Below are 25,449 nucleotides of genomic sequence, written 5' to 3'. Positions count from 1 at the left end.
GCGATCGTGTTAGGGAACGATCCCTAACATCGACTAGGCTAGGGCCGTAGCCAGTAATTCCACAAGGGGGATGCCATGCGACGCAGTTCCGTCGAGACTCGCGCGCACGTCCTCGAGGTCGCGCACGAGCTGTTCTACTGGCAGGGCATCCGCGGCGTCGGGGTCGACAAGATAGCGGCAACGGCGGGTGTCGCGTCCACCACCCTCTACCGCCTGTTCGCCTCCAAAGACGATCTGGTCGCCGCCTACGTGCAACGCGCCAACGGCCTTTACAAGAACTGGTTCGACAACGTCACCGCAGACGACGGCCGATCCCCACAAGAACGGATCCTCGCCCTGTTCGACGCCCAGACCGAACAGATCCAGCCGGAAAACTGCCGAGGCTGCCCGTTCCTGATGGCGCTGGCGGAACTGCCCGACCCCGACCACCCAGCCCATCAACACGCAGTCGAAACCAAAGCCTGGGTCCGCACCCGCATCGGCCAGCTCATCAAAGAGGCCGGCGCCACAAAACCCGACGTACTGGCCGACCAGCTCGTCCTCGTCTTCGAAGGCGCCTACGCCTCCGTACAGGCCCTCGGAGCCGAAGGACCCGCAAGCCGAGCCCGCCGCCTCGCCGAACTCCTCCTCGCCGCCGCCCGCTGATACCCATCCAGGACCTCGGCTCTGCCTGCGGGAACGATGGTGAGCAGCTGGTCATGGCCGACCGGGGACAGCGGGTGACACGGTGCTCGAAGCCGCCAACGTGCTCCGGCGCCGCCACCCCGCGCACTCTCATCGTCCCCGCGCGCCGTCCCTTCGCCCGTCGCGAGTCGATGTGTCTGGAGGGCCTCGCCCGCATCTCGCTGGTGGCCAGGTCAGGCGCCATCTCGGACTACTGGCGCGACTACCACTATCCGTACGAGACACCAGAGGGGCGAGGCATCGCCCGCAGGCCGGGTCATCCTCGATCTCCCTCGAGCGGGGGATCCGGCTCCCCTTCGCCGGTGAGGAGTACGGCCGTACTGACTGCGATCTTCGGAACCGATGGGCAGCCGTCGCCGAAGGGATCGAGCCGAATGACCACTTTCACCGAAGCGCCTTGGGTGACGCGGCTACGCGCCGCCTGGACGGCCGCTCACAAGCCCGTCGCGAGGGTGCCTCGCTGGGCACGGATCGCCGCCTACACCATCCCGTTCACCGTGCTGCCATCCAGCCTCTGGCGGGTGGCGGCCGTCACCTTCCACGCGCCGATCGCCCGCGGTGAGCAGGGCAGCGGCGAGCTGCCTTCGTGGCTGCCGATGGAGCTCTACGTCGTCGTGCTCTCGATCTTCTCGGAGCTCCTGGCCTTCACCGCCGTCGGGCTGATCTCCGCGTGGGGCGAGGTCTTCCCGCGTTGGGTCCCGGGGCTGCGCGGCCGCAACGTGCCGGTCCTCGCCGCCGTCATCCCGGCCGCCATCGGCGCTGGCGTCCTGACGTTCATGTGGACGTCCGCGATGGCCGCCGTGTCCCTCGGACGTGACGTGCGCGGCCGCCCGCTCCCTCCCGACTTCCCGCTGAGCCTCCACGACTGGAAGGGCGTGCTCGCCGTCGCCGCCTACGCGCCACTGCTCCTCTGGGGACCGCTGCTGGCAGCGGTCACCGTCGCCTACTGGAAACGCCGGCGCCGTACCCGGCCGCTCGAGCCGGCTCGGGACGGCGGGCGCGGCGAGATGTTCGCCGAGCATCCTGGACGCCCGGCGCCGCGCTGATCCGCTGCCAGTCAGCCGAGAAGCCGGTCGGCATGAACCCTGCACGCCTCATGTGGGACTGGTGTCGTGCAGACGGCGCATATGAGAGTGGCCTGGCGCAGCGGATCGCTGTGATCTCCATGCCCGGCACCCGCAGGTAGTCTCGGAACTCATGGCAGACGAGGACGTGCTGCAGGACGCACCGCACCGCAGGGTGGTACGTCTGGGCGATACCGTCCGCAGGCCCACCCACCCGTGGACACCAGCCGTCCACGCATTGCTCGGGCATCTAGAACGGGTCGGTTTCCCGTACTCGCCGCGGGTGCTGGGGATGGACCAGGAGGGCCGTGAGGTCCTCACCTACCTGGACGGTGAGTCCGGCCCGCACGGCTGGGCCAAGGTGGTCGACGACGCCGGGCTGAAGACCTTTGCCGGCCTGCTACGCGACTATCACGACGCCGTCGCCGGCTTTCGACCGCCCGATGAGCTCGCCTGGTTCACGGGCGAGAGCGGGCTGGGCGATGACGAGGTGATCTGCCACGGGGACTTCGGTCCCTGGAACATCGTCTGGTGCGGCGCGCGCCCGGCCGGGATCCTCGACTGGGACTACGCCCGGCCGGCGCACCGCATGTACGACATCGCCTACGCGCTCCAATACGTCGCGCCGTTCCGCGATGACGCCGAATGCCTGCGCTGGCTGCGCTATCCCGAGCCGCCCGACCGGCACCACCGGGTGGAGGTGTTCGCCGCCGCCTACGGCCTGACCTCCACCACCGGGCTGATCGCTGCGGTCATCGACGTCCAGCAGGAGGGGATCGAGCAGGTCCGCCGGCTGGCCGACGCCGGATACCAGCCACAAGCCGACTGGATCGCCGACGGACTCCTTGACGAACTGGATCAACGGCTGGCCTGGAGCCGATCCAACCGCCGGCTGTTCGAGTAGCCACACGATCTCGAGCACCCCACCGGACCGGGCGTGAGGCGTAGCTTCTCCCGGGCCACCCAGTGCTTGTAGGGGGTCAGCAGACGATCGGGTTGTCCGGCGAGTCGAGCCACACATACTGACTCTCGGGCGTAACGGTCAATCCGTACCGACTGGAGTCGGGCCTCCCCACTTTGATCCACTTCTCCTCGGCCTCCTGCATGACACGTGGCTGTACCCGTTGATCCCGCAACGGCATGAACCAGGAAGGCCCGACGAAACGGCCCTCCGCGGTTCCGTCGGGTCGTACGACGAGGCGGCAGAGCGGCCAGTCCGGATGGAAGGTCGGTGCCCAGGGAACGAGGATCACCCCGCCCGGCCGCACCTGTTCGACCCAGGCGATGGGCACGGTGTGCGCGGCGGCGGTCGCGACGATCCTGTCGTACGGCGCGCTCCCGGGATGACCATGCTCACCGTCTCCGGTGATCACCCGTACCGGATACCCGGCCTTCTCCAATGCCCTGCGGGCGTGTTCGGCGGCTGCCGGATCGATTTCGATGGAGGTGACGTTCTCGGCGCCGAGCAGGTGGGCCAGGACGGCGGCGTTGTATCCGGTTCCGGTTCCGATCTCGAGTACCCGCGTGCCCGCGCGGAGCTCCAGGGCGTCGATCATGCGCGCCATGATGTGCGGGGCGCTGCTGGAGCTGGTCGCGTCGACACCTCTGCCCGTCGTCGAATCGCACAGCTCAGCCGGGAGGGTGGGGTCGAATGCGGTTCGCGTGATGATCGCGTTGTCGGCCGCCACGAGTTGCTGCCAGCGCTCGGGGTCCTCGGAGCGCCGCAGCGGCACCAGCCAGCCGTGATCGTTGGACACGAAGATCTGGTCGGGGATGAACAATTCCCTGGGGACGGCCGCGAGGGCCTCACGAGCGTTCACTGCTTCCCCGTTCCGTTGCACAGGGCACATGTTGCCCAGAACCTCTCTCCGTCGTGGGTCTTCCAGGACCCTCCTTTACCGTTGCAGGCAGAGCAGTCCACTGTCTTGCCGTGCTTGCCCATGAGCGCCGTTTCCTCCTTCAGTTCCGTTGCGGTCAGCGTGACGCTGGGTGCGGGGATGAGAGCGTGGACGGTCTTGTCGATCTGGGTGTAGGTGATCCAGCGGGCTGCGGCGTACGTGTCGACGATCCCTAGGCCCCAGCCGTTCGCCGGAGTGGGATTCGCCGAAAAGGGGCGTGGGTCGGGGTCGGTGACGTACAGGTGCACGTGGCGGTCGGTTGCGAGGATCCCGAGCCGCAGGGGGAGGTCGTGGGGCTCCCAGCGGCGGACCTCGGTGGCGGCGCGCCGGGCGTTCGTGACGAGTTCGGAGACGACCAGCACGATGTCGTCCGCGTGGCCGGGATCGGTGACGTGGTCCGCGATGACGTCGGCGGCGAACCGTCTGGCCTTGGCGACCGACGCGCGGCTGACGCTCAGCGCGATCCACGACGGCCGGAGGACCACCGGAGCGGGTGCCATGGAGGCCAGCGGGTCCGTACGGACCCCCGACCGGCCCGTCGCGAATTGAAATGCGTCGAAGGTCATTATCGTCACCCATCGCTCTTCTCTCGCCACTTTCCGTGTTCGCCAGACAGCATGCGCCTCGTCTGGCTACGTTGACCAGGCGAGCTAGCGAGATTCAACAAAAGGAGTCACAGTGCGCTACCGCAGCGGATTCGATCCGGACGGCAACTTGTGGGACTTAATCGCTTTCGACCTCAGGAGACAGCGCCAAGAACGCGACATATCACTCGCCGCCGTCGGTGGGATCATCGGTCGGGACCGGTCTCTGGTCGCCTACGTTGAATGCGGAAAAACCAAGCTCCAAGAGAAGCACGCGGTCAAGATCGATGACGCCTGGCGCACCGACGGTCTCTACAGCCGCCTCGTCAAGTTCGCCAAGCTCGGACATGACGTCAGCTGGTCCGCGACCTACTTGGAGTTGGAAGCCGACGCCGGCGAACTCCGTAGCTGGGATCTTGGCTGGGTACCCGGCCTCTTCCAGACCGAAGACTACGCGCGTGCCACGTTCGACGCAGCGGGCACTGAGGGAGCGGAAGCGGGCGCCAAGGCCCGAGTCGAGAGACAGCAATGCCTGAACCGCACTCCTCCGCCGCGGGTGTGGGCGATCATCGACGAGCGCGTCATAACCCAGCCGGTCGGCTCTGCCGAGATCATGCGTGACCAACTCGCTCATCTGATCGAGTTGGCCAAACGACCGCATGTCAGCGTGCGGGTGGTGCCGCAGTCCGCTGGCGCTCACGCTGGCCGGGACGGATCATTCAATATCATCACCATGGGGGGAGTGGATTCGGTTTACACGGTCGCTCCCGGCGGTGGGCGGCTCATACAGGACGCAACCGAGACAAATTGCTACCGAGTGTGGTTCGATCTCATCGGCGACGTCGCGTTGCCCAAAAACGCCTCGTTGGATCTGATCGTAGAAGCGATGGAGCGATTCTCATGACGACCTGGCGAAAGTCCAGCCGCAGCGAGAGCACCACCACGCAGGGCAGCTGCGTCGAGGTGGCTGAGCTGATCCGTACCGACGAGCGCGACTGAGCTTTTCGAGCCGTTGGCGCCCATTCGTTACCACTCGCTTGATGACGACAGCGGTCGCTGGGACGGTTTCCCGTTTCGGGACGGGGATGTTGTGATCAGCACCCGGACCAGGAGCGGTACTACCTGGACGCAGATGATCTGTGGGCTGCTGATCTTCCAGACTCCCGACCTGCCCGCCCCGCTGGGGCGACTGTCGCCGTGGCTCGATCACCTGACCATGCCGCGTGACGAGGTGTACGCGCTGCTCGCCGCGCAGCGGCACCGCCGGTTCATCAAGACGCACACGCCGCTGGACGGGATCCCGATCGATCCCCGCGTCACGTACATCGTGACGGCCAGGCATCCGCTCGATCTGGCGGTGTCGCTCTACCACCACACGACGAACATCGACATCGCCCGGATGTCGGAACTGACCGGCAATCAGCTGCCCACCAATCCGACGGCACTGCGCAAGACGCTGCGGGACTGGCTTGTCTCCTGGATCGGCCACGACACGGATCCCCGGCGGAACCTGGATTCACTGCCCGGCGTCCTGTTCCACCTGGGCGACGCCTGGGCCAGGCGCGGTGAATCCAACGTGCTGCTGATCCACTATGACGACCTGTCGCGCGACCTGGAAGGACAGATGCGCAGGCTCGCGGGACACCTGGGGATAGCGGTGCCCGAACCCTCCTGGCCCCGGCTCGTACAGGCGGCGACCTTCGAGCGGATGCGAGGCGAGGCTGATCGCTTCGTCCCCGGCGACGGGATCATCAAGAGCACCACATCGTTCTTCCGCCGGGGACGGCCCGGCGCCGCCGAGGAGGTCCTCACCGACGAGGAGATCGCCGGCTATCACGCCCGCGTGACGTCGATGGCGCCGCCAGATCTTCTCGCCTGGCTCCACGCGCCCGGCGGCTGTGAGCCGGACGACTTCTCCAAGGCCGGTTGATCACAGGGCTACGATTTAGAGCGTGCTCGAAGTCAAGCCGCAGTCAGAATCCGGATCCGATCGCCCCATCCCCCGGGAGGGGCTGAGCATCGCCGAGGCCGCTCGCCGCACCGGGGTCAGCGTGCACACGCTCCGCTACTACGAACGCGCCGGCCTGGTCGTCACCCCCATTGAACGCACCCACGGCGGCCGGCGGCGCTACCACCAGCTCGACCTCGGGTGGATCGCCATCTGCACGAAGCTGCGGGCCACCGGCATGCCCATCAAGACGATCCGCCGCTACGCCCAGCTCGTATCCGACGGGTCCGGCAACGAGCAGGAACGGCTTGCTCTGCTGGAGGCCCACCGCGCCGACGTGACCGCCAAGCTCGCTGAGATTCAGGAGAACCTCAGGCTCATCGACCACAAGATCGACACCTACCGGGGTCGGCTCGCCGCCGGCGACGCCGACCGACTCTGGGCGCCCACCCGCTGAGCACTCCGCAGTACTAACGCGACTCGCCCCTGAAATCCTGGCCGTCGTGCTCGGCCGAGTCCAGGGTCAGGATCGAGGGCAGGACGCTGTCCGGGTGCAGTCGCAGCAACTGGTAGGCCATGCCGCCTCGGCCGGCGAGCATGCCCGGGGAGTACGCGTCGCGGGCCAGTCCGCTGGCCGGGCCGTTGTCCTCCAGGCTGGTGATGATCCGCGCGCCGAGCCCGGAGCGGTCCAGCCCGACCGGGACGCGGCCGAGTGCCAGGGCGTGGTCGAACAGCTCCCAGCACCCCAGATCACCGTGGCACAGGGTGTGGTTCCAGTCGAACCCGCGCCGCGCCGCCGGCCCGACCGCCCGCCCCGTGAGGGCGTCCGCCCCGTCCCAGCCGCGCCGTGCCAGGTCGGCGGCGCTGATCCCGATGCCGACGGCGCCGTGGCACCAGGCGGCCGAGGCCACCTTCTCCTCGGGTTCGCGCAGGTCGAGCCAGCCGTCGACGGCCGGGTCGTAGAGCGTCTCCTCGAAGGAGAACGCCTCCCGCGCCGCGTCGGCGAATCGCGTTTCGCCGGTCGCCAGGGCGAGACGGGCCAGCGCCCACCCGATGCCGGTCGCGCCGTGGGCGAACCCGCCCAGGCCGTCCGGCCAGCGGCGGGAGGGCCAGCACATGGTTCCCGCGTTCCGCCGGGCGCCGGCGATGATCCGGTCGCCGATGATGACGGCGTGGCGCGTCCAGTCGTCTTCACCGGTCACGGCGGCTAGTTGCAGCAGCGGGACGATCGCCCCGGCCATTCCGGTCAGCACGTCGAATCTGTCCTCGGCCGTGACCGCCTTGGGCAGCAGCGCGGCGAGCGCGCGGGCGCGGTCCAGGCCGTCCGGGCCGGCCTTGCCCCAGGCGTGCAGTGTCAGCCACGCCCAGATCTGCGAGCCGAGTCCGATGTATCCGCCGGGCGGCGGCGGGCGCAACCGGGTCTCCTCCAGGCGGAGAGCGGCGTCCTTGTCCTCTGCCGCGCGTACGGTGCGCAGCACGGCATCGAGCAGCCCGGCCACGCCGTCGACGTCATCGGCCCGGCCGGCGGTGTGCTCTCGGTGGTACGCGGCGAGCAGGACGGCCACTCCGGTCAGGCCGCCGTAGACGTCCGGGCCCAGCGGTTGCACGGCCCAGCCCGCGGGGCCGAGCACCGGCGCGATCCACGTGACCGTGCCGTCCTCGGCGCGGAGCGCGGCGTCGCGAAGCTCGCGGATCAGCGCCGCCACGATCCGGCGTCGCCTGCGGTCCAGGTCGTCGCGGCGCGGCCGTTCCACCCGCATCCCCGGATCGCCCGGCAGCCAGCCGTCATTGAGGTACGCGCTGACCAGTGTCGCCCGGATGACGTCGCTCTCCAGCCGGAGGTCGGCGGTGCGCCACCGCTGCAGCGAGGCCGCCACGAGGTCCTGTTCGGGCAGGTACGACGTGCCGCACGGGCCGTCCAGCCGTCCGCGGCGGGGCGTGGTGGCGAAGAACGGCACGTCCCCGTCGAGCAGGTCGGCCACCTCCGCGGCGATGACCTCCGGATCGCCCGGCGCACCGGGAACGTGCCTGGCCATCGCGGTGAGCAGTTCGGCGGCGCGGTTCGCAGCGGCATCGGGGTCGTGCAGCGACACCGGATGCCACAGCATCCGCGCCAGTTCGGTATACGCCTCGGTGGAGCGCAGCACCACGCGGATCGGGCAGTCGGCGAAACGGGCGAGCAGTGGTTCCAAGGCGCCCGCCCGGTCGATCGACCGCAACGTCTCCGTCGTCTCGGCGAAGCCGTCGAGGACGCGTTGCCAGTGGTCGGCCAGCACCGGCTCCGGGCTGGGATGGCTCGCACCGATCGTCGGCTCGACCGGTCGGGTGCCGATCCGCGCCTGGTCGCTGCCCGCGTCCACGATGACCGGCAACTCGGTGAGCGGCTGCTCGCCGGGCAGCGCCCCCACCGCGGAGGCGTCCACGCCCCGCCAGCCCAGGGCCGTCCCCCGGTTGGGCAGCATCCCGGTCCGCAGCACGGTCGTGCCGACCAGCGCGCGCGCCCGGTCGGGCGCGAGCCCGAGCCCGGACGGAGGGATCGGGTGCACCGGCGTGAACAGGGTTTCGCAGTCCACCACGACCGGCACCGGCCCGCAGGCGATGACGTTCTCGGCATGCAGGTCGCTGCCGCCGAGCAGCCGCATCATGCCCAGCCAGTGGCCGATGCCGCGGTAGAACGCGGACAGCTCCGCGACATCCGCGCAGTATCGGTGGGTCACGAACTCGGCCCAGCCGTACCCGTCGCAGGGCACGACCCGGGGGACCCGGATCCGCAATTGCGCCGGGACGTCGCGGAACACCTCGGCCAGCATTTCGCCGAGCACCGCGTCCACGCTCACCGGCCGCGGTTTGTACACGACCGTGCCGGCGTCGAACTCCAGGAGGGCGACCGTGTGACCGCCCCGGTGGCTGTCCCCGGCGCCGAAGGCGACCCGGGACAGCGGCCCGGGTTCCGTGCCGAGCAGCCGCGCCGTCGCGTCCCGGTCGGCGGCCAGCCGACGGGCCAGCGCCAACGCCGCGGCGCACCGCCTCGACAGCACCGTACGCAGCCGGTCGGGCAGCGGCGGGTAGTGTCCGGACAGGGACTCCCAGTACCGCGGAGACGACGACATCTCCGCGAATTCGGCCCAGCGCGCCGGGGGATCACCGGCCGTGAGGCGGCCGGTGATCCGTGCGGCATTCAGCTCCAGAATCAGGACGCGGGCGACCTTACGATGAGCCGTCTCGTACAGCGCCGCCGCGGTGCCGTCCCGGATCGCGGTCCGCTCGGACTCGGCCAGGCCGGGGACGGATCCGAGTTGTTCCCACAGTCCGTCCAGGGCCGGTTCGACCAGGCGGCTCAGCGATCGTGCGAAGTCACCGGCAGCAGGGCTCACGTCAGTGCTCACCATCCGCGTCCAGAAGGGGGCTCAGCAGCAGGGGTGGGTGTGCGAGGCGCTGCACGCGCTGCAGATGCCCGTGTAGCTCGTCTCCGCCTCGACGATGTCCGCTTCCGCGAAGGCACCGGCCGCGTAGAGCGGTCCGGCGGGGTTGTCGTCTCCGGCGGTGGTCCGCCACTGCTCGGCGGTCCGTTCGGCGATTTGGATTTCCTTGACGGTCATGCGTTTCTCCCACGCGTCCAGTAGATATATCGATCAATCGCTTTGGTTCGATATTCGCGCGTCACTAGTGCGCGATTATCGGTAGTCCGGAATTAAGCGGTTCAGCAGCACCAGATGGTGTGCGAGGCGCTGCACGCGCTGCAGTGGCCGGTGTAGCTCGTCTCCGCTTCGACGATGTCCGCTTCCGCGAAGGTGCCGGCCGTGTAGAGGGGCCCGGCGGGGTTGTCGTTTCCGGCGGTGGTCCGCCACTGCTCGGCGGTCCGTTCGGCGATCTCGGCTTCCTTGACGGTCATGCCTTACCTCCGGCGCGTCCATTGGGTGATCAAAGACTGATCACCAATGCGGCTCATCGTGGCATCGGCGGAATAGAACACGAACTGACCGTTTGGTCCCGCAGTCGTCCCCCACAGTTACGTTTCCATGTCGGAACGGCTATACGGTGCGGTAACGAATCATCGTAAGAGCGGGCCGCTTAATGGGGTTCGCCGCGCGTTTAGCGCGTCACAAATGCTGGAAATGGATCGTTACGTTGCGTCGCCCGGCCGCGGATCCGATACCGGAACGGATCCGCCGGGCGTCAGGCCGGGATGGCGTAGAGGATCAGGGGGAGGACGGCGACGAGGGTCGCGCCGGCCAGCATGGCGCCGCGCAGCGGGCGCGGGAACGGTGCCGGGGCCAGCAGCCGCCGGACCCGTACGAGGATCGGGCTGGTCTCGTCGGCCGTGTCGATGCCGGTGACGCCGAGGGTGCCGGCCGGGGTCGGGGCCGGGCGGGCGGCGGCGAACCGCAGCAGGGCCGTCGCGAGCTCCTTGGCCGGGCGGTGGCGGCGGGCGCGGTCGTCGGCGGCCATCTCGACCAGCAGCTCCACCGCGTCGAGGGTGCGGCCGACGATGCGCGCCTGCGGGAAGATCCGGCGCAGCGACGTGAAGGGCAGCAGGACGAGGTCGTGGCGTTCGCGGACGTGCGCGCGCTCATGGTCGAGCACGGCGGCCAGCTCGTACGGGCCGAGGATCTCCAGTGTGCCGGCGCTGATGACGACCTTGGACGAGCGTACGCCGGGGACGCAGTAGGCCGCCGCCGCCGGATGGTCGAGCACGAGCGTGCCGGGCATCTCCGGGTCGCCGTGCGCCACGAGCGCCAGCAGGGCCCGGTGCCGCCGCCGCGCGCGGACGACTCCGGCGACCGCGACGAGCAGCATGGCGATGAGAACGAGCATGAAGGTCAGGCCGGCGGCGACCGAGGCGATGCGGATCGGCGACAGGGCCTGCGGGTCGGCGAAGAAGCGGGCGACGCCGCCGACGACGCCCTCGCCGTACGGCGCGACGCCGAGGCCGAGCAGGGTACCGATGGAGGCCAGGCCCCAGGCCAGGCCGAGGGCCTGCCAGAGAACGATCGCGGTGCGCGGCGTCCGCCACGTCCAGCGGGCGCGCGTCAGCCGGTGCGCGCCGAACGCGCTCGCGGCCGCCACCAGGGCGAGTAGGGCCGTGCCGGTCATCCCGGTTATGTCCCTTCCACCTCGTCGAGCACGCGGCGCAGCAGCTCGACCTCATCACCGGAGACCGAGCGCGCGAAGTGCGCCAGCGCGGCATCGCGGTCGCCGGTCATGTTGAGCGCGCCCAGCATGAGCTCGGCGACGTACGCCTCTTTCGTTGCCACCGGACGGTAGCGCCAGGCGCGTCCTTCCCTCTCACGAACCAGAAAACCTTTTTTGGCCAGCCGGTCAAGGACCGTCATGACCGTGGTGTGCGCGAGGTCGCGTTCGTCAGCCAGCGCCCGGCCGACCTCACGGGCGGTCGCGCCGTTCTCCCGGTCCCACAGGACCTCCATGACCGTACGTTCGAGCTCTCCGAGACCCTTCACGCGATGCATCCTATCGTTCGTAGTACTACCTGCCGTAGTACTACTGTATGTAGGTCTCCCGCTCGCGGGCGTGCCCGGGAAAACCGATTGTGCGGTCGCGCGCCGCGTCGGTACGGTCCGGGGCATGGATCTGCACGAGGTGGGGCGGCGAGCTAGCTGCGCCGAGCCGGGGGACGGGTAGTCCCGGCCCGGCCCGGCTCGGCGTGTGCGTGCCATCGTCCCGCCGACCTCGTGAGGCTCTTCCATGCGATCCACCGAGATCCGTTCCGTCTTCCTCGATTTCTTCACCGCGCGCGGGCATCGCCGCGTGCCTGCGAGCTCACTGGTCTCGCCCGACCCCGAGTTGCTGCTGACCAATGCGGGGATGAACCAGTTCAAGCCGTACTACCTCGGCCGGAGCGTTCCGGACTTCCGCCGGGCGACCACGCTGCAGAAGTGCGTGCGCACCGGCGACCTGGACAACGTCGGCCGTACCGCCCGGCACGTCACGTTCTTCGAGATGCTCGGCAACTTCTCCTTCGGCGACTACTTCAAGGAGGAGACGATCGCGTGGGCGTGGGAGCTGATCACCGAGGGGTTCGGTCTCCCGCGCGACCGGCTGTGGATCACCGTCTACGAGGACGACGACGAGGCCGAGCGCCTGTGGCGGAGGCTCGGGGTGCCCGGCGAGCGCGTTCAGCGGCTCGGTAAAGAGGACAACTACTGGTCGATGGGCATGGCGGGCCCGTGCGGGCCGAGCTCGGAGATCCACTATGACCGCGGCCCGGCGTACGGTCCCGACGGCGGCCCCGCGTCGAGCGGCGAACGCTACCTCGAGCTGTGGAATCTCGTCTTCATGCAGGACGTTCGCGACGACGACTTCCGCATCGTGGGGGAGCTTCCGGCCAAGAGCATCGACACGGGTCTCGGCGTGGATCGGCTCGCGCTCGTGCTGCAGGACGCGCCCGACATCTTCCACACCGACCTGATGCTCCCGGTGCTGGAGACGGTGCGGGACCTGGCGGGTGGCGGCGACGACACCTCACTGAAGATCGTCGCGGACCACGCGCGGGCGGCGGCGTTCCTCATCGCGGACGGGGTCCTGCCCTCGGGTGACGGGCGCGGGTACGTTCTGCGGCGGCTGCTGCGCCGGGCGATCCGGCACGCGCGGCTGCTGGGCGTCGGGGACGCGGTGCTGCCGACCGTGACCGGCGCGGTCGTGGACCTGCACGGTACGACCTGGCTGGAGCTCGAGACGGCGCGCCCGCTGATCGAGAAGGTGGTGAGCGCCGAGGAGGACGGCTTCGCGCGCACGCTGCGACAGGGGTCGCGGATCCTCGACACCGCGATCCGGGAGCGCCGGCTGTCGCCGCGGCTGGCGTTCGACCTGCACGACACGTACGGCTTCCCGTTCGACCTGACGGTGGACGCGGCGCGGGCGGCGGGACTCACCGTCGACGAGGACGCGTTCGGCGTGCTGCTGGAGGAACGCCGCCGGCGCAGCCGGTCCGGCCGTACGGAGCCGGCCCGCGGGCAGCGGGCGGAGACCAGGACCGAGTTCGTCGGGTACGACGCGACGCGTTCGGAGGCGCGGCTGCGCACGATCCTCCGCGACGGAGCGGAGGTTCCGGCGGCGGTCGAGGGCGAGGAGGTCGAGGTGATCCTCGACCGGAGCCCGTTCTACGCGGAGGCGGGCGGCCAGGTCGGCGACCGGGGCCGCATCCGTACGGCGTCCGGTGCGGTCCTCGCCGTGACGGACACCCGGCCGGGCCACGTCCACGTCGCGCGGGTCGAGTCGGGCGAGGTCGTGCCGGGAGAGGTCGAGGCGATCGTGGACGCCGAGCGGCGGGCGGCGGTCGCGCGGTCCCACACGGCGACGCACGTGCTGCACGCGATGCTGCGCCGGGTGCTCGGCGAGCACGCGGCGCAGCGGGGGTCGCTCGTCGACGCGGGACGGCTGCGGTTCGACTTCACGCACTTCGAGCCGCTCGCGCCCGAGCGGCTGCGGGAGGTGCAGACCCTGGTCAACGAGCATCTGCTCGACGACCCGGAGGTCCGGGTGTGGCACGCGGACCGGGCGCGGGCGGAGGCGGCCGGAGCGATGGCGCTGTTCGGCGAGACGTACGGGGAGCACGTGCGGATCGTCGACATCGGCGACTTCTCCCGCGAGCTGTGCGGCGGCACCCACGTCGGCCACGGATCGCAGGCGGGACCGGTGAACCTGCTCGGCGAGTCCTCGATCGGCTCCGGCGTGCGCCGGATCGAGGCGCTGACCGGCGTGGACGCGCTGCGGCACCAGGATCACGAGCGGACGCTGCTCACCGAGCTCGCCGATCTCCTGCGGGTGCGCCCGGACGAGGCGCCCGGACGGCTGCGGCAGCGGCTCGCCGAGCTCGCGGAGGCGCGCCGCGTGCTGGAGCGGCATCGGCGGGAGGAACTGACGGCCGAGGCGGTACGCCTCACGGGGCTCGCCAAGCGCGTCGGCCAAGGCTGGCTGGTCGTCCAGCGGGTCCCCGGCGTGGACGCGGACGAGCTGCGGCCGCTCGCGGCGGACGTCCTCGAACGCCGCGGCGGCGTGGTGGTGCTCGGCGCCGAGATCGGCGGCCGGGCGGTGATGGTCGCGGCGGTCAGCCCGGACCTCGGCGCGCCGGCGCGTACGGTCCTGGCGTCCGCGGCGACCGCGATCGGCGGCGGCGCGGGCGGCAAGGGAACCGTCGCGAACGCGGGCGGCCGGCGCGCCGGGCGACTGGACGAGGCCCTGCGCCTGGCGGCGAGCTCAGCGCGTGACCTGCTCGGCGGCGGCTGAGACTGCCGGCGAGCTCGGCTCGTGACCTGCTCGGTGGTGGCTGAGAGCGGTATCTCGTCGGCGAGCTCGGCTCGTGACCTGCTCGGTGGCGGCCGAGACCGGCAATCCCGCCGGGCGGCGTCGTCAGCCGTGCGCCGGCGGAGACCGTGGCCGGCCGCGACGGGGGCGCCCCCGGTCCTCGAGGGAGCGGCCCCGTCGCGTTGTGGCACGTCAGGCGTGGCCTCCCATAATGCGCGGGGCGCGCAGCCGTACGGTCGGCAGGTGTTCGCGGACCAGCAGGCCGCTGGCGGCCAGCACCCAGAGCGCCGCGAGGACGCCTGGGACGTACGTCTCCAGCCATCCGCCGGGCACCAGAACGCCTCCGGTGATTCCCAGCGTGAAGGCGGCGAGCAGCTGGAGCACCGCGACGATTCCGGCGAACCACGCCATCCATATGGGAAAGACATGCGTGCGGGCGATGGCCACGGCGGTGGCGGCCAGCGTCAGGGCGACGGCGATCCCGGCCACCGTCCCCACGATGGTCATGGTGGCGTACGGCGCGGGTGAGAACAGCAGCAGCGCCCGGTACTCGGTCATGGCATAGGTCATCCCGGCGAACACCGAGATGGCCATGAAGGCGATCGCGGAGACGAGGATGAACCCCGCGAGGACGACGGTGGGGGCGTCGCTCTTGTCGTCCGCGCGCCGGAACGCCGTGGACAGGGCCGCGCCGAACCACAGGAACAGGGAGATGGCGATGGCGTACAGGATGGTGCCCCACATGATCTGGGCCCGGTGACCGGCCAGGTACATGGCGACCACCCCGGCGGCGTTCGTGAGCTGTGGCATGCCGCCCATCACGATCCGGCCGACCACCGCGAAGATGACCGCACCGATGCCGGCCAGACCGCCCCATCGCATCTCATGGCCTTCGCTCATCAGAATCATCTCCTCGGTGGAAGTGACCAGTACTCCAACGGTCGTCCGCCCGAAATGCCGTTTCTATGGCGAAAGGTGGTTATTACCGCAAAGACGGCATCAAGAAGATCTATCGCGGGGCGACGGCCGTCCAGGGGAGGGTGACCTCGCCGAGCCTCCACCGGGCCCGGCCCCCGGACGGCGGCGTCGTGACCACCGGATGGTCGCGGGCGAGGAGCTCCACCGCCGTCACCCAGCGCTGCCGCGGCCCGAACACCGACTGCGGCGCGGCGGCCGCCCACGCGCGGTCGAACGCGGTCAGCAGCTCGTGGACCCGCTCGCCGGGGACGTTCCGGTGGATCAGCGTCTTGGGGAGCCGCTCGGCGAGCTGGGACGGATGCGACAGCGTCGGGAGATGGGCCGCGAACGTGATCGTCCGCGGCACGGACACACCCGATCGACTCCCACCGCCCTCGAGAGTCACCCAGGCGGCCCGGCGGCCGATCTCCCCGCACGTGCCCTCGACGAGAACGCCGTCGGGGGACAGCCCGGCGCACAGCCGGTCCCACGCCGCCCAGGCCTCGTCCTCCCCGTACTGGCGCAGCACGTTGAACACCCGGATCAGTGTCGGCGGCCGGTCCACGGGCAGCTCGAAACCGCCGAGACGGAACGACAGCCCCTCGCGTTCGCGCGGTTTCGCCGCGGTGACCCGGTCCGGGTCGATCTCGACGCCGACGACCTCGACCCGGGGATGCACCGCCCGCAGCCGCCCGAACAGCTCGGCCGTCGTGACCGGCGACGCCCCGAACCCGAGGTCCACGACGAGGGGCCGGTCGGCCCGCCGCAGCAGCGGGCCGTGGACCGAGGCGATCCAGCGGTCGGCGCGGCGGAGCCGGTTGGGCGCGGTCGTGCCGCGGGTGATGACGCCTTCGGGCCGTGGGGGACGGGGCACGCACCAAGTGTGCGGTCCCCGGCGGACCGCCGCGACCAGAGGTTCAGACTCTGTGCACCTTGTGGGCGGCCGCCTGGGCGCGCGGCTTGACGTCGATCCGGTCGATGTTGACGTGCGACGGGCGGGTGACGGCCCAGCCGATGCAGTCGGCGACGTCCTCCGCGGTCAGCGGCTCGGCCACGCCCTCGTACGTCTTGTCGGCCTTCTCCGCGTCGCCCTTGAACCGGACGAGGGAGAACTCGTCCGTCCGGACCATCCCCGGGGCCACCTCGGTGACACGCACCGGCTTGTCGTACAACTCCAGGCGGAGCGTGTCGTTGACGGCGGCGGCCCCGTGCTTGGCGGCGGTGTACCCGGCCCCGCCCTCGTAGACGACGTGCCCGGCCAGCGAGGTGATGTTCACGATGTGGCCGTCGCCGCTGTCGATGAGCTTGGGCAGCAGCGCCTTGGTGACCCGCATCAGCCCGAGGACGTTCGTCTCGAACATCCACTGCCAGTCGGCCGGGTCCGTCTCGGCGACCGGGTCCAGGCCGGCCGCCCCACCGGCGTTGTTGACGAGGACGTGGCACTGCCGCAGGGCCGCCGCGAAGGCGTCGACCGACTCCTGGGACGTCACGTCCAGGGCCACCACCGCGACGGCGTTCCGCCGCCCCGCGGGGTCGGCGCTCTCGATCTCCGCCTTGAGCTTCTCCAGGCGGTCGACGCGGCGCGCGGCGAGGACGACGTCGAACCCCTCGGCCGCGAGCCGGCGGGCGGTGGCCGCTCCGATTCCGCTGCTTGCTCCGGTGACTACTGCTGTTCTCCGCACGATCGACATCCTCTCAGGCGCACTGCTTACACCCCCGGGCCGGGGGAATGCGGTGATGTGGCCGATAAGTTGTTGTAACGGAGGTGGTGTCCGTGTCGGGTCTGGCCCGGGTCGCGACGATCAGTGTTCACACATCGCCGTTGGAACAGCCGGGGACCGGGGACGCCGGCGGGATGAACGTCTACATCGTCGAAGTCGCCAAGCGCATGGCGGAACGCGGTGTCGAGGTCGACGTCTTCACCCGGCACACCTCACGGGCGCTCCCGCCGGTCGTCGAACTGGTGCCCGGAGTCTCGGTCCGGCACGTCGCCGCCGGGCCGTTCGAGGACCTCGACAAGTCCGAGCTGCCCGGCCACATGTGCGCGTTCACCTCCGAACTGCTCCGCATCGAGGCGGCGCACGACCCCGGCCACTACGACATCATCCACTCCCACTACTGGCTGTCCGGCCAGGCGGGGTGGGCCGCGCGACAGCGCTGGGGCGTCCCGCTCGTCCACTCCATGCACACCCTCGCGAAGGTCAAGAACACCTCGCTGGCCACCGGTGACACGCCCGAACCCCTCGGCCGCGTACTCGGCGAGCAGCAGGTCGTCGACTCCGCCGACCGGCTCGTGGCCAACACCGCCGAAGAGGCCCGGGAACTCGCCTCGCTGTACGACGCCGACCCCGGCCAGGTCGCCACCGTCGCCCCCGGAGCCGACCTGTCCCGGTTCACCCCGCAGGACGGGGCACGGCACCGCCTGGGACTCCCGGAGAACGCCGTCATCCTCCTGTTCGTCGGTCGCATCCAGCCGCTGAAGGCGCCCGACGTCCTCATCCACGCCACCGCCCGCATGCTCGAGGACGACCCGGGCCTCCGCGACCGGCTGCTCGTCGCCGTCGTCGGCGGGCCCAGCGGGTCGGCGCGCTCCCGCCCGGAGGAACTGCGGAGCCTCGCGGCCCGGCTCGGCGTCGCCGACGTGGTCCGCTTCGAACCGCCCTGCCCCCAGGACGAGCTGGCCGACTGGTACCGGGCCGCGGACGTCACCGTCGTCCCCTCCCACAGCGAGTCGTTCGGCCTGGTCGCCGTCGAGTCGCAGGCGTGCGGCACCCCGGTGGTCGCCGCGTCGGTCGGCGGGCTGCGCATCGCCGTACGGGACGGCGGGTCCGGGCTCCTGATCGACGGCCACGACCCGGCCGACTACGCTCGCGTGCTGCACGGCCTGATCGGCACGCCCGGCCGGCTGCGCGCGATGTCGGACGCGGCCGTCCGCCACGCCAGGGGCTTCGGCTGGGACGCCACGGCCGACCGGCTCCTGGAGGTGTACGCCGAGGCCGTCGAGGCACGGACCATGGCCGTCTCCGCGTAAGGGAGGGCACGATGAACGCCGACGAGGCGCTCAAGGCGATCCTGGACGAGCAGGGGCTGGAGTACGAGCGGCCGCGCCCCAGGGCGTACCTCGTGAAACTCCCCGGCAAGCACAAGCTGGCCACGATGACCTGGCTCATCGCCGGCGACCACAGCCTGCACGTCGAGGCGTTCTTCTGCCGGCAGCCCGACGAGAACCACGAGGAGTTCTACCGCTGGCTGCTGCGCAAGAACGGCGGCATGTACGGCGTGGGGTTCACGCTCGACCCGGTCGGCGACGTCTACCTCGTGGGACGGCTTCCGCTGTCGGCGGTGACGCCCGAGGAGGTCGACCGGATTCTCGGCTGCGTGCTGACCTACTCTGACGACAATTTCGACCGCGCGTTGGAGCTCGGGTTCGCCGAGTCCATCCGGCGCGAGTGGGACTGGCGCGTGAAGCGCGGGGAGAGCGTGGCCAACCTCCGCCCGTTCGCCCGGATCCTGCCCGACGCGGCCGGCGACGGCGCGGACCCCGTCTCCTCCGGCCCCGCCCTGGGGTGAGACTCCAACGAGAACAGATTCTAGTTTGATGTGCATATTGCGCACCATTGGTGGCTTTAAGTAGCTAAACTACCTGGCGTTGCGGGCGTACCGGACAGAGGGGGCGTGGAGTGACGGATCGGGACGACTGGGCCCCAAAGAGTGTCGATCTGAGCACCCCCAACGCCGCCCGGATGTACGACTACTACCTCGGCGGGAAGGACAACCTGGCGCCCGACCGCGCCGCCGCCGAGATGGTCCTGCAGATCGCACCCGAGATCCGGATCGCAGCGCAGCAGAACCGCGCCTTCCTCGGCCGGGCCGTGCGCTACCTCGCCGAGGCGGGCATCCGGCAGTTCCTCGACGTCGGCACCGGGCTGCCGACCCAGAACAACGTCCACGAGGTCGCGCACCGCACCGCCCCCGAGGCCCAGGTCGTCTACGCCGACAACGACCCGGTCGTCCTCGCGCACGGCCGCGCGATCCTCGCCGGATCCAAGAACGTCGACATCGTCCAGGCCGACCTGCGCCGCCCCGAGGAGGTTCTGGAGAATCCCGAGGTGCGCGAGCGCCTGGACTTCGACCGGCCGTTCGCGATCCTGCTCGTGGCGATCGTGCACTTCCTCCAGGACTCCGACGGCCCCGAAGAGATCGTCGCGAGGTTCCGGGACGCCCTGCCGCCGGGCGGGTACCTCGTGCTGAGCCACGTCTGCGGGGACGCGCTCCCCGATGCCGTCGCGCCCGTCATGGAGATCTACCGGCGCTCCTCCACCCCGATCATCACGCGCAGCACCGAGCGGATCCGCGGATTCTTCGGCGACCTGGAGTTGGTCGACCCCGGGCTCGCCAACGTCTCGGCGTGGCGTCCCGAGACGGTGGAGGCCAAGCGGATCGCCGAGAGGTACCCACAGGGGTACTTCCTGGCGGGAGTCGCCCGCAAGCCCTGAGCTAGGCTCTTTGGCCATGGCGACATTGGTACTTCTCAGGCACGGCGAGAGCGTGTGGAACGCCGAAGGCCTGTTCACGGGCTGGGTGGACGTCGATCTGTCCGAGAAGGGGGAAGAAGAGGCGGTCACCGGCGGTGAGCTGCTACTCGACGCCGACATCCGGCTCGACGTGGTTCACACCTCGGTGCTCAAGCGGGCGATCCGTACGTCCAACATCGCGCTCGACGCCGCCGAGCAGCTGTGGATCCCCGTACGACGCTCCTGGCGGCTCAACGAGCGCCACTACGGGGCCCTCCAGGGCAAGAACAAGGCGCAGACGCGCGAGGAGTACGGCGACGAGCAGTTCATGACCTGGCGCCGGTCGTACGACACGCCGCCGCCGCCGATCGCCGACGACGACCCTCTGTCCCAGATCAACGACCCGCGGTACGGCCTCCTGCCCTCGGAGCTGATCCCGCGGACCGAGTGCCTGGCCGACGTGGTCGACCGCCTGCTGCCGTACTGGTACGACGCGATCGTCCCGGACCTCGCGGCGGGCCGCACGGTGCTGATCGCCGCGCACGGCAACTCGCTGCGCGCCCTGGTCAAGCACCTCGACGACATCTCCGACGAGGACATCGCCGGGCTCAACATCCCCACCGGCATCCCGCTGCTGTACGAGCTGGACGGCGACTTCGAGCCGCTCAAGAAGGGCGGGGAGTACCTCGACCCGGAGGCCGCCAAGGAGTCCATCGCGGCCGTCGCGAACCAGGGCAAGAAGTAGATCTTTCCCCGAAAAGCACAGATCCCGGCAGCGGACTCGCTGCCGGGATCCGTCGTTCGTGACCCGGGAACTAGTCGACGAGGTCCGCCGCCTGCTCGCCGGTGACCAGGTAGACAACGTTCTCCGCCACGTGGACGGCGTGGTCGGCGAACCGCTCGAAGTAGCGACCGGCCAGGGAGATGTCCACCGCCGGCTCGACCCCGTGCTTCCACTTCGGCGACAGCATCGAGTCGAACAGCTTCCGGTGGAGCCGGTCCATCTGGTCGTCGTCGGCGTCGAGCTCGAGGCCCATCTCGACGTCGTGCGAGGCGATGACGCTGCCGGCCTTGGCGATCATGCGCTCGGCGATCTGGCCCATCTCCAGGACGGTGGCCTGCAGCTCCGGCGGGATGGCCGACTCGGGGTGACGTCGGCGGGCGGTCTTGGCGAGGTGGACGGCGAGGTCACCCATGCGCTCGATGTCACCGGCCATCCGCAGCGCGGCGATCAGCATGCGCAGGTCGCGAGCGACCGGCTGCTGCCGCGCCATCAGGTCGAAGACCGTCTCCTCGATCTCGGTCTCGAGCTTGTTGACCTGCTCGTCGGTGCTGATGACCTCTTCGGCGAGCCGCAGATCGGAGTCGAGCAAGGCCGTGCTGGCCCGCGTCATCGCCGATCGCACCAGCCGCGTCATCTCCACGAGCTTGTCGGAGAGCCCGTCGAGCTCCTCGTGGTAGGCGTCTCGCATAAAGATCCTTTATTCAGACGTGGTTATCCAGTTGGCAGCATCGTCGGATGCTGTGAACGGTTGTGTAGTCACAGGTTAACTTTTGACGAACGTCCTTGCGGCGTCGCAGCTCCGCGGGGCGACCTAGCCAGAGCGCCGCCTACGATCCAAGATGTGAATGTGGAGGTTGTCGCCGGCCTGGCGGGTGCCGTCGGGCTCGTAACCGGCCTGGTGGCAGGGCTGGCCGTCCGTGCCAGCGAGCGTGCCCAGCGGGCGGTGGATGCCCCCACCCCGCTGTCGAGCCTGCCGAGCGGTGTGGCGTCCGTGCTGAGCGTGCTCCCGTCCTCGGCCGTGGTCATCGACGGGGACGACCGCGTCCTGCGCGCCAGTTCGGCGGCGCGGGCGTTCGGTCTCGTCAGCGGCGATCGACTGCTCGTCGACGAGCTCATCGCCATGGCGCGGCTCGTCCGCCGCGACGGTGAGATCCGCGAAGAGGAGATCGAGGTCGTCCACGGGCGCCGGGAGGGCCGCTGGTTCTCGGTCCGCGTCGCGCCGATGGGATCACACGGCCTCGTGCTCGTCCTCGCCGAGGACCTGACCGAGTTCCGCCGCGTCGAGGCGGTCCGGCGCGACTTCGTGGCCAACGTGAGCCACGAGCTGAAGACGCCCGTCGGCGCCCTGTCCCTGCTGTCGGAGGCGGTCGAGGACGCCGCCGAGGACCCCGAGGCCATACGTCGCTTCGCGAAGCGCATGCAGCACGAGTCCGCGCGCCTCACCAACGTCATCCAGGACCTCATCACGCTCACCCGCCTGCAGGGCGGCGAGACCGTCGAGCGGCCCCGGACGGTCAACCTCGACGACGTCATCCACGAGGCCGTCGACCGCTGCCGGCTCAAGGCGGAGCCCAAGGAGATCACCCTCGCCATCGGCGGCCGCGACGACCTGGAGGCGTACGGCGACGAGGAGCTCCTCACCACCGCGGTCCGCAACCTGATCGACAACGCCATCGCCTACAGCCCCGAACGCACGAGAGTCGTCGTGTGCACCCGGCTGGCCGACGAGAACCACGTCGAGATCAGCGTCACCGACCAGGGCATCGGCATCCCCGAGGCCGACCTCGAGCGCATCTTCGAGCGCTTCTACCGCGTCGACCCCGCGCGATCCCGGCAGACCGGTGGCACGGGCCTCGGGCTCGCCATCGTCAAGCACGTCACGACCCGGCATCGGGGGGATGTGAACGTCTGGAGCAAGGAGGGATCCGGCTCGACCTTCACCATCCGCCTTCCGCTGCCCTCCGCCTCCGCACCCGCGAAGGAAATCACTGAGCAAGACACCGTACGGGAGGCCCCCTAGTGACCCGAGTGCTCGTCGTGGAAGACGAGGAGTCGTTCAGCGACGCGCTGTCGTACATGCTGCGCAAGGAGGGTTTCGAAGTCGCCGTCGCGGCGACCGGGCCGGACGCCCTGGAGTCCTTCGACCGCTCCGGCGCCGACCTTGTGCTGCTCGACCTGATGCTGCCCGGGCTCCCCGGCACCGAGGTGTGCAGGGAACTGCGCACCAAGTCGAACGTCCCCGTGATCATGCTCACGGCCAAGGACAGCGAGGTCGACAAGGTCGTCGGGCTGGAGCTCGGCGCGGACGACTACGTGACCAAGCCCTTCTCCTCCCGTGAACTGGTCGCCCGCATCCGCGCGGTGCTGCGCCGCAGAGGCGACGGCGAGGAACTGGCCCCCGCGACGCTGGAGGCCGGACCGGTCCGCATGGACGTCGAGCGGCACGTCGTCACCGTCTCCGGCAACGAGGTGCCGCTGCCGCTCAAGGAGTTCGAGCTCCTCGAGGTGCTGTTGCGCAACGCCGGACGTGTGCTGACCCGCATGCAGCTGATCGACCGCGTGTGGGGCGCCGACTACGTCGGTGACACCAAGACGCTCGACGTCCACATCAAGCGGCTCAGGGCGAAGATCGAACCCGCCCCGTCGACGCCGCGGTTCATCATCACGGTGCGCGGGCTCGGCTACAAGTTCGAGCCCGACGAGTAAACAGGCACGGGCCGGGCGTCTCCGCGGCGAAGCCGCTGGAGACGCCCGTTCTCGGGACCGCCGGCCGTCAGGGCCGCCCGTTCTCGGGAGCCCTCGCCTCAGAGTCGGCTGGCAACGCGAAAGCCCGCCGCTCCGGTACGGAGTCGGCGGGCTTGATGCTTCGCGTCTCAGGCGGACGGGCTCGCGGCGGGCTTCTTGGCCTTCGCGTGCTTACCCGACTTGGCGGCCGGGGTGGCGGAGCCCGCCGGGGCGGCCCCGCCCGCGGTCGGGCTCGCGCTCGCGCCCGGGCCGGTGCTCGCGCCGGGGCTCGGCGTGCCGGCCGGGGCGCTCGGAGTGCTCGGCGCCGGCGGGTAGGTCGCGTAGTAACCGGCCCGCGGGACGACGGGGACGTCGATCGTGAGGGCGCCGGCCTGCTGGAAGTGCAGGGTCAGCCGGATCGACTCGCCGCCCGTGAGCTCCTTGGCGAGCCCCTTGAGGACCACGCTCGGCGTGGCCTCCGCGGCGGTGCCGCCCGTGCTGGGAGTCTTCGGCGTGCCGCCGGGGGCAGGGGAGCCCGCGGTCGGGGCGCCGGTCGGCGTCGTGCCCGGCTTGACCGGGGCCTTCTTGGCGCCCTTGGTCGGCGTGCCGCTCGGAACACCGCTCGGAGTGCCGCTCGGCGAGGCGCCCGGAGTCGACACGCCGGGCGGCTGCTCGCCGGTGGCCTGGGGGTTCGTGGAGATCAGCTGATTCGGCGGCAGGTCCAGCCCGCCGTTCGCGACCTCGACCGACTGGGCCGTGCCCGCCGCCTCGACACCGACGAGCTTGTCCGCCGAGGTGCCTTTGACGACGATCCAGGCGTAGAACGGCGCGGAAGCGCCCACCGGCAGTCGCTGGCCCGGCTCGGGGCCGAGCACGAAGGCGTTGCGGACGTCGACCCGGCCCACGGAGGCGTTGACGCCCTCGGTCAGGCGGGTCGGCAGCACCGACTGCGGATGCTGGCCGGCGGCGCAGGCGGACACCATCGGCGCGACGGCGAGGGCGCCGGCGATGGCCATGGCGACGGCCCGGCGGCGGTTGCGGCTCACGGCGTCGTTCTCTCCTTGGACAGGACTTGAGTCTTCCGAGGCGCGCGGAACGCCCGAATGTGAAGCGTAGCGAGGGTACCCTCGCGGGCCCGACGGGGGGCCGGTTTCGCAGGCGCCCGAAGATCGGGGAGTCCGCGCGCGGAGCGCCATCGGCCGTGCGGGGGAGCCCGCCGTACGACGGCTATGGGGTGCGCAACGTCCTCAGGTCCGGGGTGAGGTCCCGGGTCGGCTGGACGCCGCGGATGACATCGCGGACGATCCTATCGGGGCGGATGAGCACCGCCGTCAGCCCCGCCGCCCGATAGGCCGTCGACAGCAGGCGATCGGGATCCTCCGCGGGAATGGCGTCGCCGCGGGCCACCGTGTCGGCGAGCCGCCGTACGTCGTCCGCGTCCCGGCCGGCGCGGCCGTCCGCGATCATCCAGGTCTGGAACCCCTGGGCCACGGCCTGCTGGGCGAGTCGCGTGACGGTGGCGTCGCAGTGGCAGTCGCGCGGAACGATCAGGACGAGGCCGGCCACGTTGATCAGTGTGTCGACCGGCATCTGCCGGCCATTCACGATCAGGTTCCCCTGGGGCAGCGCGCCGCCGGCGTCTCCTGGGCGGTGCCGCACCACGCCGGTCGGGGGGACCTGGATGGCGTGGTCGGTGGGCCGGGGTGAGACGACCGTCATCAGCACTCCGCTGATGAGCGCGACGAGGACGGCGCTGGCAATGAACGGGGCGGCGATCCCGTAGCGGGTGAACGGGCGGGCGAGCCTGCGCCACCGCTCGCGGCGGCGGTGTTGCCGCAGCTCGCGGTGGTACGCGATCACATCGCGGTCGAGCTCCCGCGCATCGTCCGGGACGACGATGTCGACCTTGGGAAGCCCATAGTCGTCAGGGTCGCCGTCAAGCCCCACGCCACACCTACCTTCTCGGACCGCTGCCGGCCCCACCCCGAGGCGGCGCTCCCCGTGCACAGGGGACCGTCGGCCCGTGTCGG

At 70.4% G+C, this 25,449-nt stretch carries 27 protein-coding genes; 14 read left to right on the top strand and 13 right to left on the bottom strand.

All coding sequences use genetic code 11. The features are described 5' to 3' along the window. Nucleotides 1–75 precede the first annotated feature (75 nt). The 3 genes from AB0I04_RS25780 (at nucleotide 76) to AB0I04_RS25770 (ending at nucleotide 2,652) form a co-directional block, all read left to right on the top strand. Nucleotides 76–645 (top strand): TetR/AcrR family transcriptional regulator, encoded by a 570-nt coding sequence (locus tag AB0I04_RS25780; RefSeq protein ID WP_360889241.1) that lies wholly within the window; start codon nucleotides 76–78, stop codon nucleotides 643–645. A gap of 413 nt (nucleotides 646–1,058) precedes the next feature. Then, entirely contained in the window at nucleotides 1,059–1,730 is a 672-nt protein-coding gene (locus tag AB0I04_RS25775) for a hypothetical protein (RefSeq protein WP_360889238.1), read from the top strand. Between the two features lie 151 nt (nucleotides 1,731–1,881). Further along, entirely contained in the window at nucleotides 1,882–2,652 is a 771-nt protein-coding gene (locus AB0I04_RS25770) for an aminoglycoside phosphotransferase family protein (RefSeq protein ID WP_360889235.1), read from the top strand. Between the two features lie 76 nt (nucleotides 2,653–2,728). Here AB0I04_RS25770 and AB0I04_RS25765 read toward each other — a convergent pair whose 3' ends face one another. Together AB0I04_RS25765 and AB0I04_RS25760 are read right to left on the bottom strand one after the other, a co-directional pair. Continuing rightward, nucleotides 2,729–3,568 (bottom strand): methyltransferase domain-containing protein, encoded by an 840-nt coding sequence (locus AB0I04_RS25765; protein ID WP_360889232.1) that lies wholly within the window; start codon nucleotides 3,566–3,568, stop codon nucleotides 2,729–2,731. Continuing rightward, nucleotides 3,565–4,212, bottom strand: a complete 648-nt coding sequence (locus tag AB0I04_RS25760; protein WP_360889459.1) for an ATP-binding protein — start codon at nucleotides 4,210–4,212, stop codon at nucleotides 3,565–3,567. Before AB0I04_RS25760 ends, AB0I04_RS25765 begins: the two co-directional genes overlap by 4 nt. 112 nt (nucleotides 4,213–4,324) lie before the next feature. Between AB0I04_RS25760 and AB0I04_RS25755 the strand changes: the two genes are divergently transcribed. The 4 genes from AB0I04_RS25755 (at nucleotide 4,325) to AB0I04_RS25740 (ending at nucleotide 6,635) form a co-directional block, all read left to right on the top strand. Beyond that, entirely contained in the window at nucleotides 4,325–5,134 is an 810-nt protein-coding gene (locus AB0I04_RS25755) for a helix-turn-helix transcriptional regulator (protein WP_360889229.1), read from the top strand. After that, a complete protein-coding gene (locus tag AB0I04_RS25750; protein WP_360889227.1) occupies nucleotides 5,131–5,229 on the top strand; it encodes a DUF397 domain-containing protein in 99 nt (32 codons plus the stop codon). The genes AB0I04_RS25755 and AB0I04_RS25750 overlap by 4 nt, the downstream gene beginning before the upstream one ends. A 91-nt stretch (nucleotides 5,230–5,320) precedes the next feature. Further along, nucleotides 5,321–6,160 (top strand): sulfotransferase domain-containing protein, encoded by an 840-nt coding sequence (locus AB0I04_RS25745; RefSeq protein ID WP_360889224.1) that lies wholly within the window; start codon nucleotides 5,321–5,323, stop codon nucleotides 6,158–6,160. Nucleotides 6,161–6,182: 22 nt separating this feature from the next. Continuing rightward, a complete protein-coding gene (locus tag AB0I04_RS25740; RefSeq protein WP_360889221.1) occupies nucleotides 6,183–6,635 on the top strand; it encodes a MerR family transcriptional regulator in 453 nt (150 codons plus the stop codon). Between the two features lie 13 nt (nucleotides 6,636–6,648). On the opposite strand, the gene AB0I04_RS25735 is transcribed toward AB0I04_RS25740, so the two are convergent. The 5 genes from AB0I04_RS25735 to AB0I04_RS25715 form a co-directional block, all read right to left on the bottom strand. Then, nucleotides 6,649–9,552, bottom strand: coding sequence for a type 2 lanthipeptide synthetase LanM family protein (locus AB0I04_RS25735; protein WP_360889218.1), 2,904 nt, complete (start codon nucleotides 9,550–9,552; stop codon nucleotides 6,649–6,651). A gap of 33 nt (nucleotides 9,553–9,585) precedes the next feature. Then, the gene (locus AB0I04_RS25730) at nucleotides 9,586–9,777 is read right to left on the bottom strand and encodes a DUF6229 family protein (protein ID WP_360889215.1); all 192 of its coding nucleotides are present in this window, start codon (nucleotides 9,775–9,777) and stop codon (nucleotides 9,586–9,588) included. A 101-nt stretch (nucleotides 9,778–9,878) separates the two neighbouring features. Further along, nucleotides 9,879–10,070 carry a DUF6229 family protein gene (locus tag AB0I04_RS25725; RefSeq protein WP_360889213.1) on the bottom strand — a complete coding sequence of 64 codons (192 nt, stop codon included), beginning with the start codon at nucleotides 10,068–10,070 and terminating at the stop codon, nucleotides 9,879–9,881. 284 nt (nucleotides 10,071–10,354) lie between these two features. Beyond that, entirely contained in the window at nucleotides 10,355–11,272 is a 918-nt protein-coding gene (locus AB0I04_RS25720) for a M48 family metalloprotease (RefSeq protein WP_360889210.1), read from the bottom strand. A 5-nt stretch (nucleotides 11,273–11,277) separates the two neighbouring features. Continuing rightward, a complete protein-coding gene (locus AB0I04_RS25715; protein ID WP_360889207.1) occupies nucleotides 11,278–11,637 on the bottom strand; it encodes a BlaI/MecI/CopY family transcriptional regulator in 360 nt (119 codons plus the stop codon). 244 nt (nucleotides 11,638–11,881) lie between these two features. Here AB0I04_RS25715 and alaS point away from each other — a divergent pair, with 244 nt between their 5' ends. Further along, entirely contained in the window at nucleotides 11,882–14,422 is a 2,541-nt protein-coding gene (gene alaS, locus AB0I04_RS25710) for an alanine--tRNA ligase (protein ID WP_360889204.1), read from the top strand. A gap of 210 nt (nucleotides 14,423–14,632) precedes the next feature. On the opposite strand, the gene AB0I04_RS25705 is transcribed toward alaS, so the two are convergent. From AB0I04_RS25705 to AB0I04_RS25695, 3 genes are all read right to left on the bottom strand, one after another. Next, nucleotides 14,633–15,340 carry a hypothetical protein gene (locus AB0I04_RS25705; RefSeq protein ID WP_360889202.1) on the bottom strand — a complete coding sequence of 236 codons (708 nt, stop codon included), beginning with the start codon at nucleotides 15,338–15,340 and terminating at the stop codon, nucleotides 14,633–14,635. Between the two features lie 109 nt (nucleotides 15,341–15,449). After that, complete coding sequence (locus AB0I04_RS25700; RefSeq protein WP_360889199.1) at nucleotides 15,450–16,271, bottom strand: class I SAM-dependent methyltransferase; 822 nt, start codon at nucleotides 16,269–16,271, stop codon at nucleotides 15,450–15,452. A gap of 43 nt (nucleotides 16,272–16,314) precedes the next feature. Further along, nucleotides 16,315–17,079, bottom strand: coding sequence for an SDR family NAD(P)-dependent oxidoreductase (locus AB0I04_RS25695; RefSeq protein ID WP_360889196.1), 765 nt, complete (start codon nucleotides 17,077–17,079; stop codon nucleotides 16,315–16,317). Nucleotides 17,080–17,171: 92 nt separating this feature from the next. On the opposite strand from AB0I04_RS25695, the gene mshA reads away from it, so the two are divergent. The 4 genes from mshA (at nucleotide 17,172) to AB0I04_RS25675 (ending at nucleotide 20,656) form a co-directional block, all read left to right on the top strand. Continuing rightward, a complete protein-coding gene (gene mshA / locus AB0I04_RS25690) occupies nucleotides 17,172–18,428 on the top strand; it encodes a D-inositol-3-phosphate glycosyltransferase (RefSeq protein WP_360889194.1) in 1,257 nt (418 codons plus the stop codon). Nucleotides 18,429–18,439: 11 nt separating this feature from the next. Beyond that, nucleotides 18,440–18,967 (top strand): YbjN domain-containing protein, encoded by a 528-nt coding sequence (locus AB0I04_RS25685; RefSeq protein ID WP_360889191.1) that lies wholly within the window; start codon nucleotides 18,440–18,442, stop codon nucleotides 18,965–18,967. Nucleotides 18,968–19,077: 110 nt separating this feature from the next. Then, entirely contained in the window at nucleotides 19,078–19,893 is an 816-nt protein-coding gene (locus AB0I04_RS25680) for an SAM-dependent methyltransferase (protein ID WP_360889188.1), read from the top strand. 16 nt (nucleotides 19,894–19,909) lie between these two features. Further along, nucleotides 19,910–20,656: a phosphoglyceromutase gene (locus AB0I04_RS25675; RefSeq protein ID WP_360889185.1), complete on the top strand. Its 747-nt coding sequence runs from the start codon at nucleotides 19,910–19,912 to the stop codon at nucleotides 20,654–20,656. A 70-nt stretch (nucleotides 20,657–20,726) separates the two neighbouring features. Here AB0I04_RS25675 and phoU read toward each other — a convergent pair whose 3' ends face one another. After that, on the bottom strand, nucleotides 20,727–21,383 hold the full coding sequence (phoU, locus tag AB0I04_RS25670; RefSeq protein WP_360889182.1) for a phosphate signaling complex protein PhoU: 657 nt from the start codon (nucleotides 21,381–21,383) through the stop codon (nucleotides 20,727–20,729). A gap of 153 nt (nucleotides 21,384–21,536) precedes the next feature. On the opposite strand from phoU, the gene AB0I04_RS25665 reads away from it, so the two are divergent. Together AB0I04_RS25665 and AB0I04_RS25660 are read left to right on the top strand one after the other, a co-directional pair. After that, on the top strand, nucleotides 21,537–22,715 hold the full coding sequence (locus AB0I04_RS25665; RefSeq protein ID WP_360889179.1) for an ATP-binding protein: 1,179 nt from the start codon (nucleotides 21,537–21,539) through the stop codon (nucleotides 22,713–22,715). After that, nucleotides 22,715–23,401, top strand: a complete 687-nt coding sequence (locus tag AB0I04_RS25660) for a response regulator transcription factor (protein WP_252778131.1) — start codon at nucleotides 22,715–22,717, stop codon at nucleotides 23,399–23,401. The genes AB0I04_RS25665 and AB0I04_RS25660 overlap by 1 nt, the downstream gene beginning before the upstream one ends. A 167-nt stretch (nucleotides 23,402–23,568) precedes the next feature. Here AB0I04_RS25660 and AB0I04_RS25655 read toward each other — a convergent pair whose 3' ends face one another. Continuing rightward, complete coding sequence (locus AB0I04_RS25655; RefSeq protein WP_360889176.1) at nucleotides 23,569–24,465, bottom strand: hypothetical protein; 897 nt, start codon at nucleotides 24,463–24,465, stop codon at nucleotides 23,569–23,571. Between the two features lie 181 nt (nucleotides 24,466–24,646). Next, nucleotides 24,647–25,366, bottom strand: a complete 720-nt coding sequence (locus tag AB0I04_RS25650) for a hypothetical protein (RefSeq protein ID WP_360889174.1) — start codon at nucleotides 25,364–25,366, stop codon at nucleotides 24,647–24,649. Between the last annotated feature and the right edge of the window lie 83 nt (nucleotides 25,367–25,449).

This window comes from Actinoallomurus sp. NPDC050550, assembly GCF_040655075.1.
Classification (GTDB): Bacteria; Actinomycetota; Actinomycetes; order Streptosporangiales; family Streptosporangiaceae; genus Actinoallomurus.
Note: the sequence above shows the minus strand (reverse complement) of the source record. Positions and strands in the feature narration are given on the sequence as shown.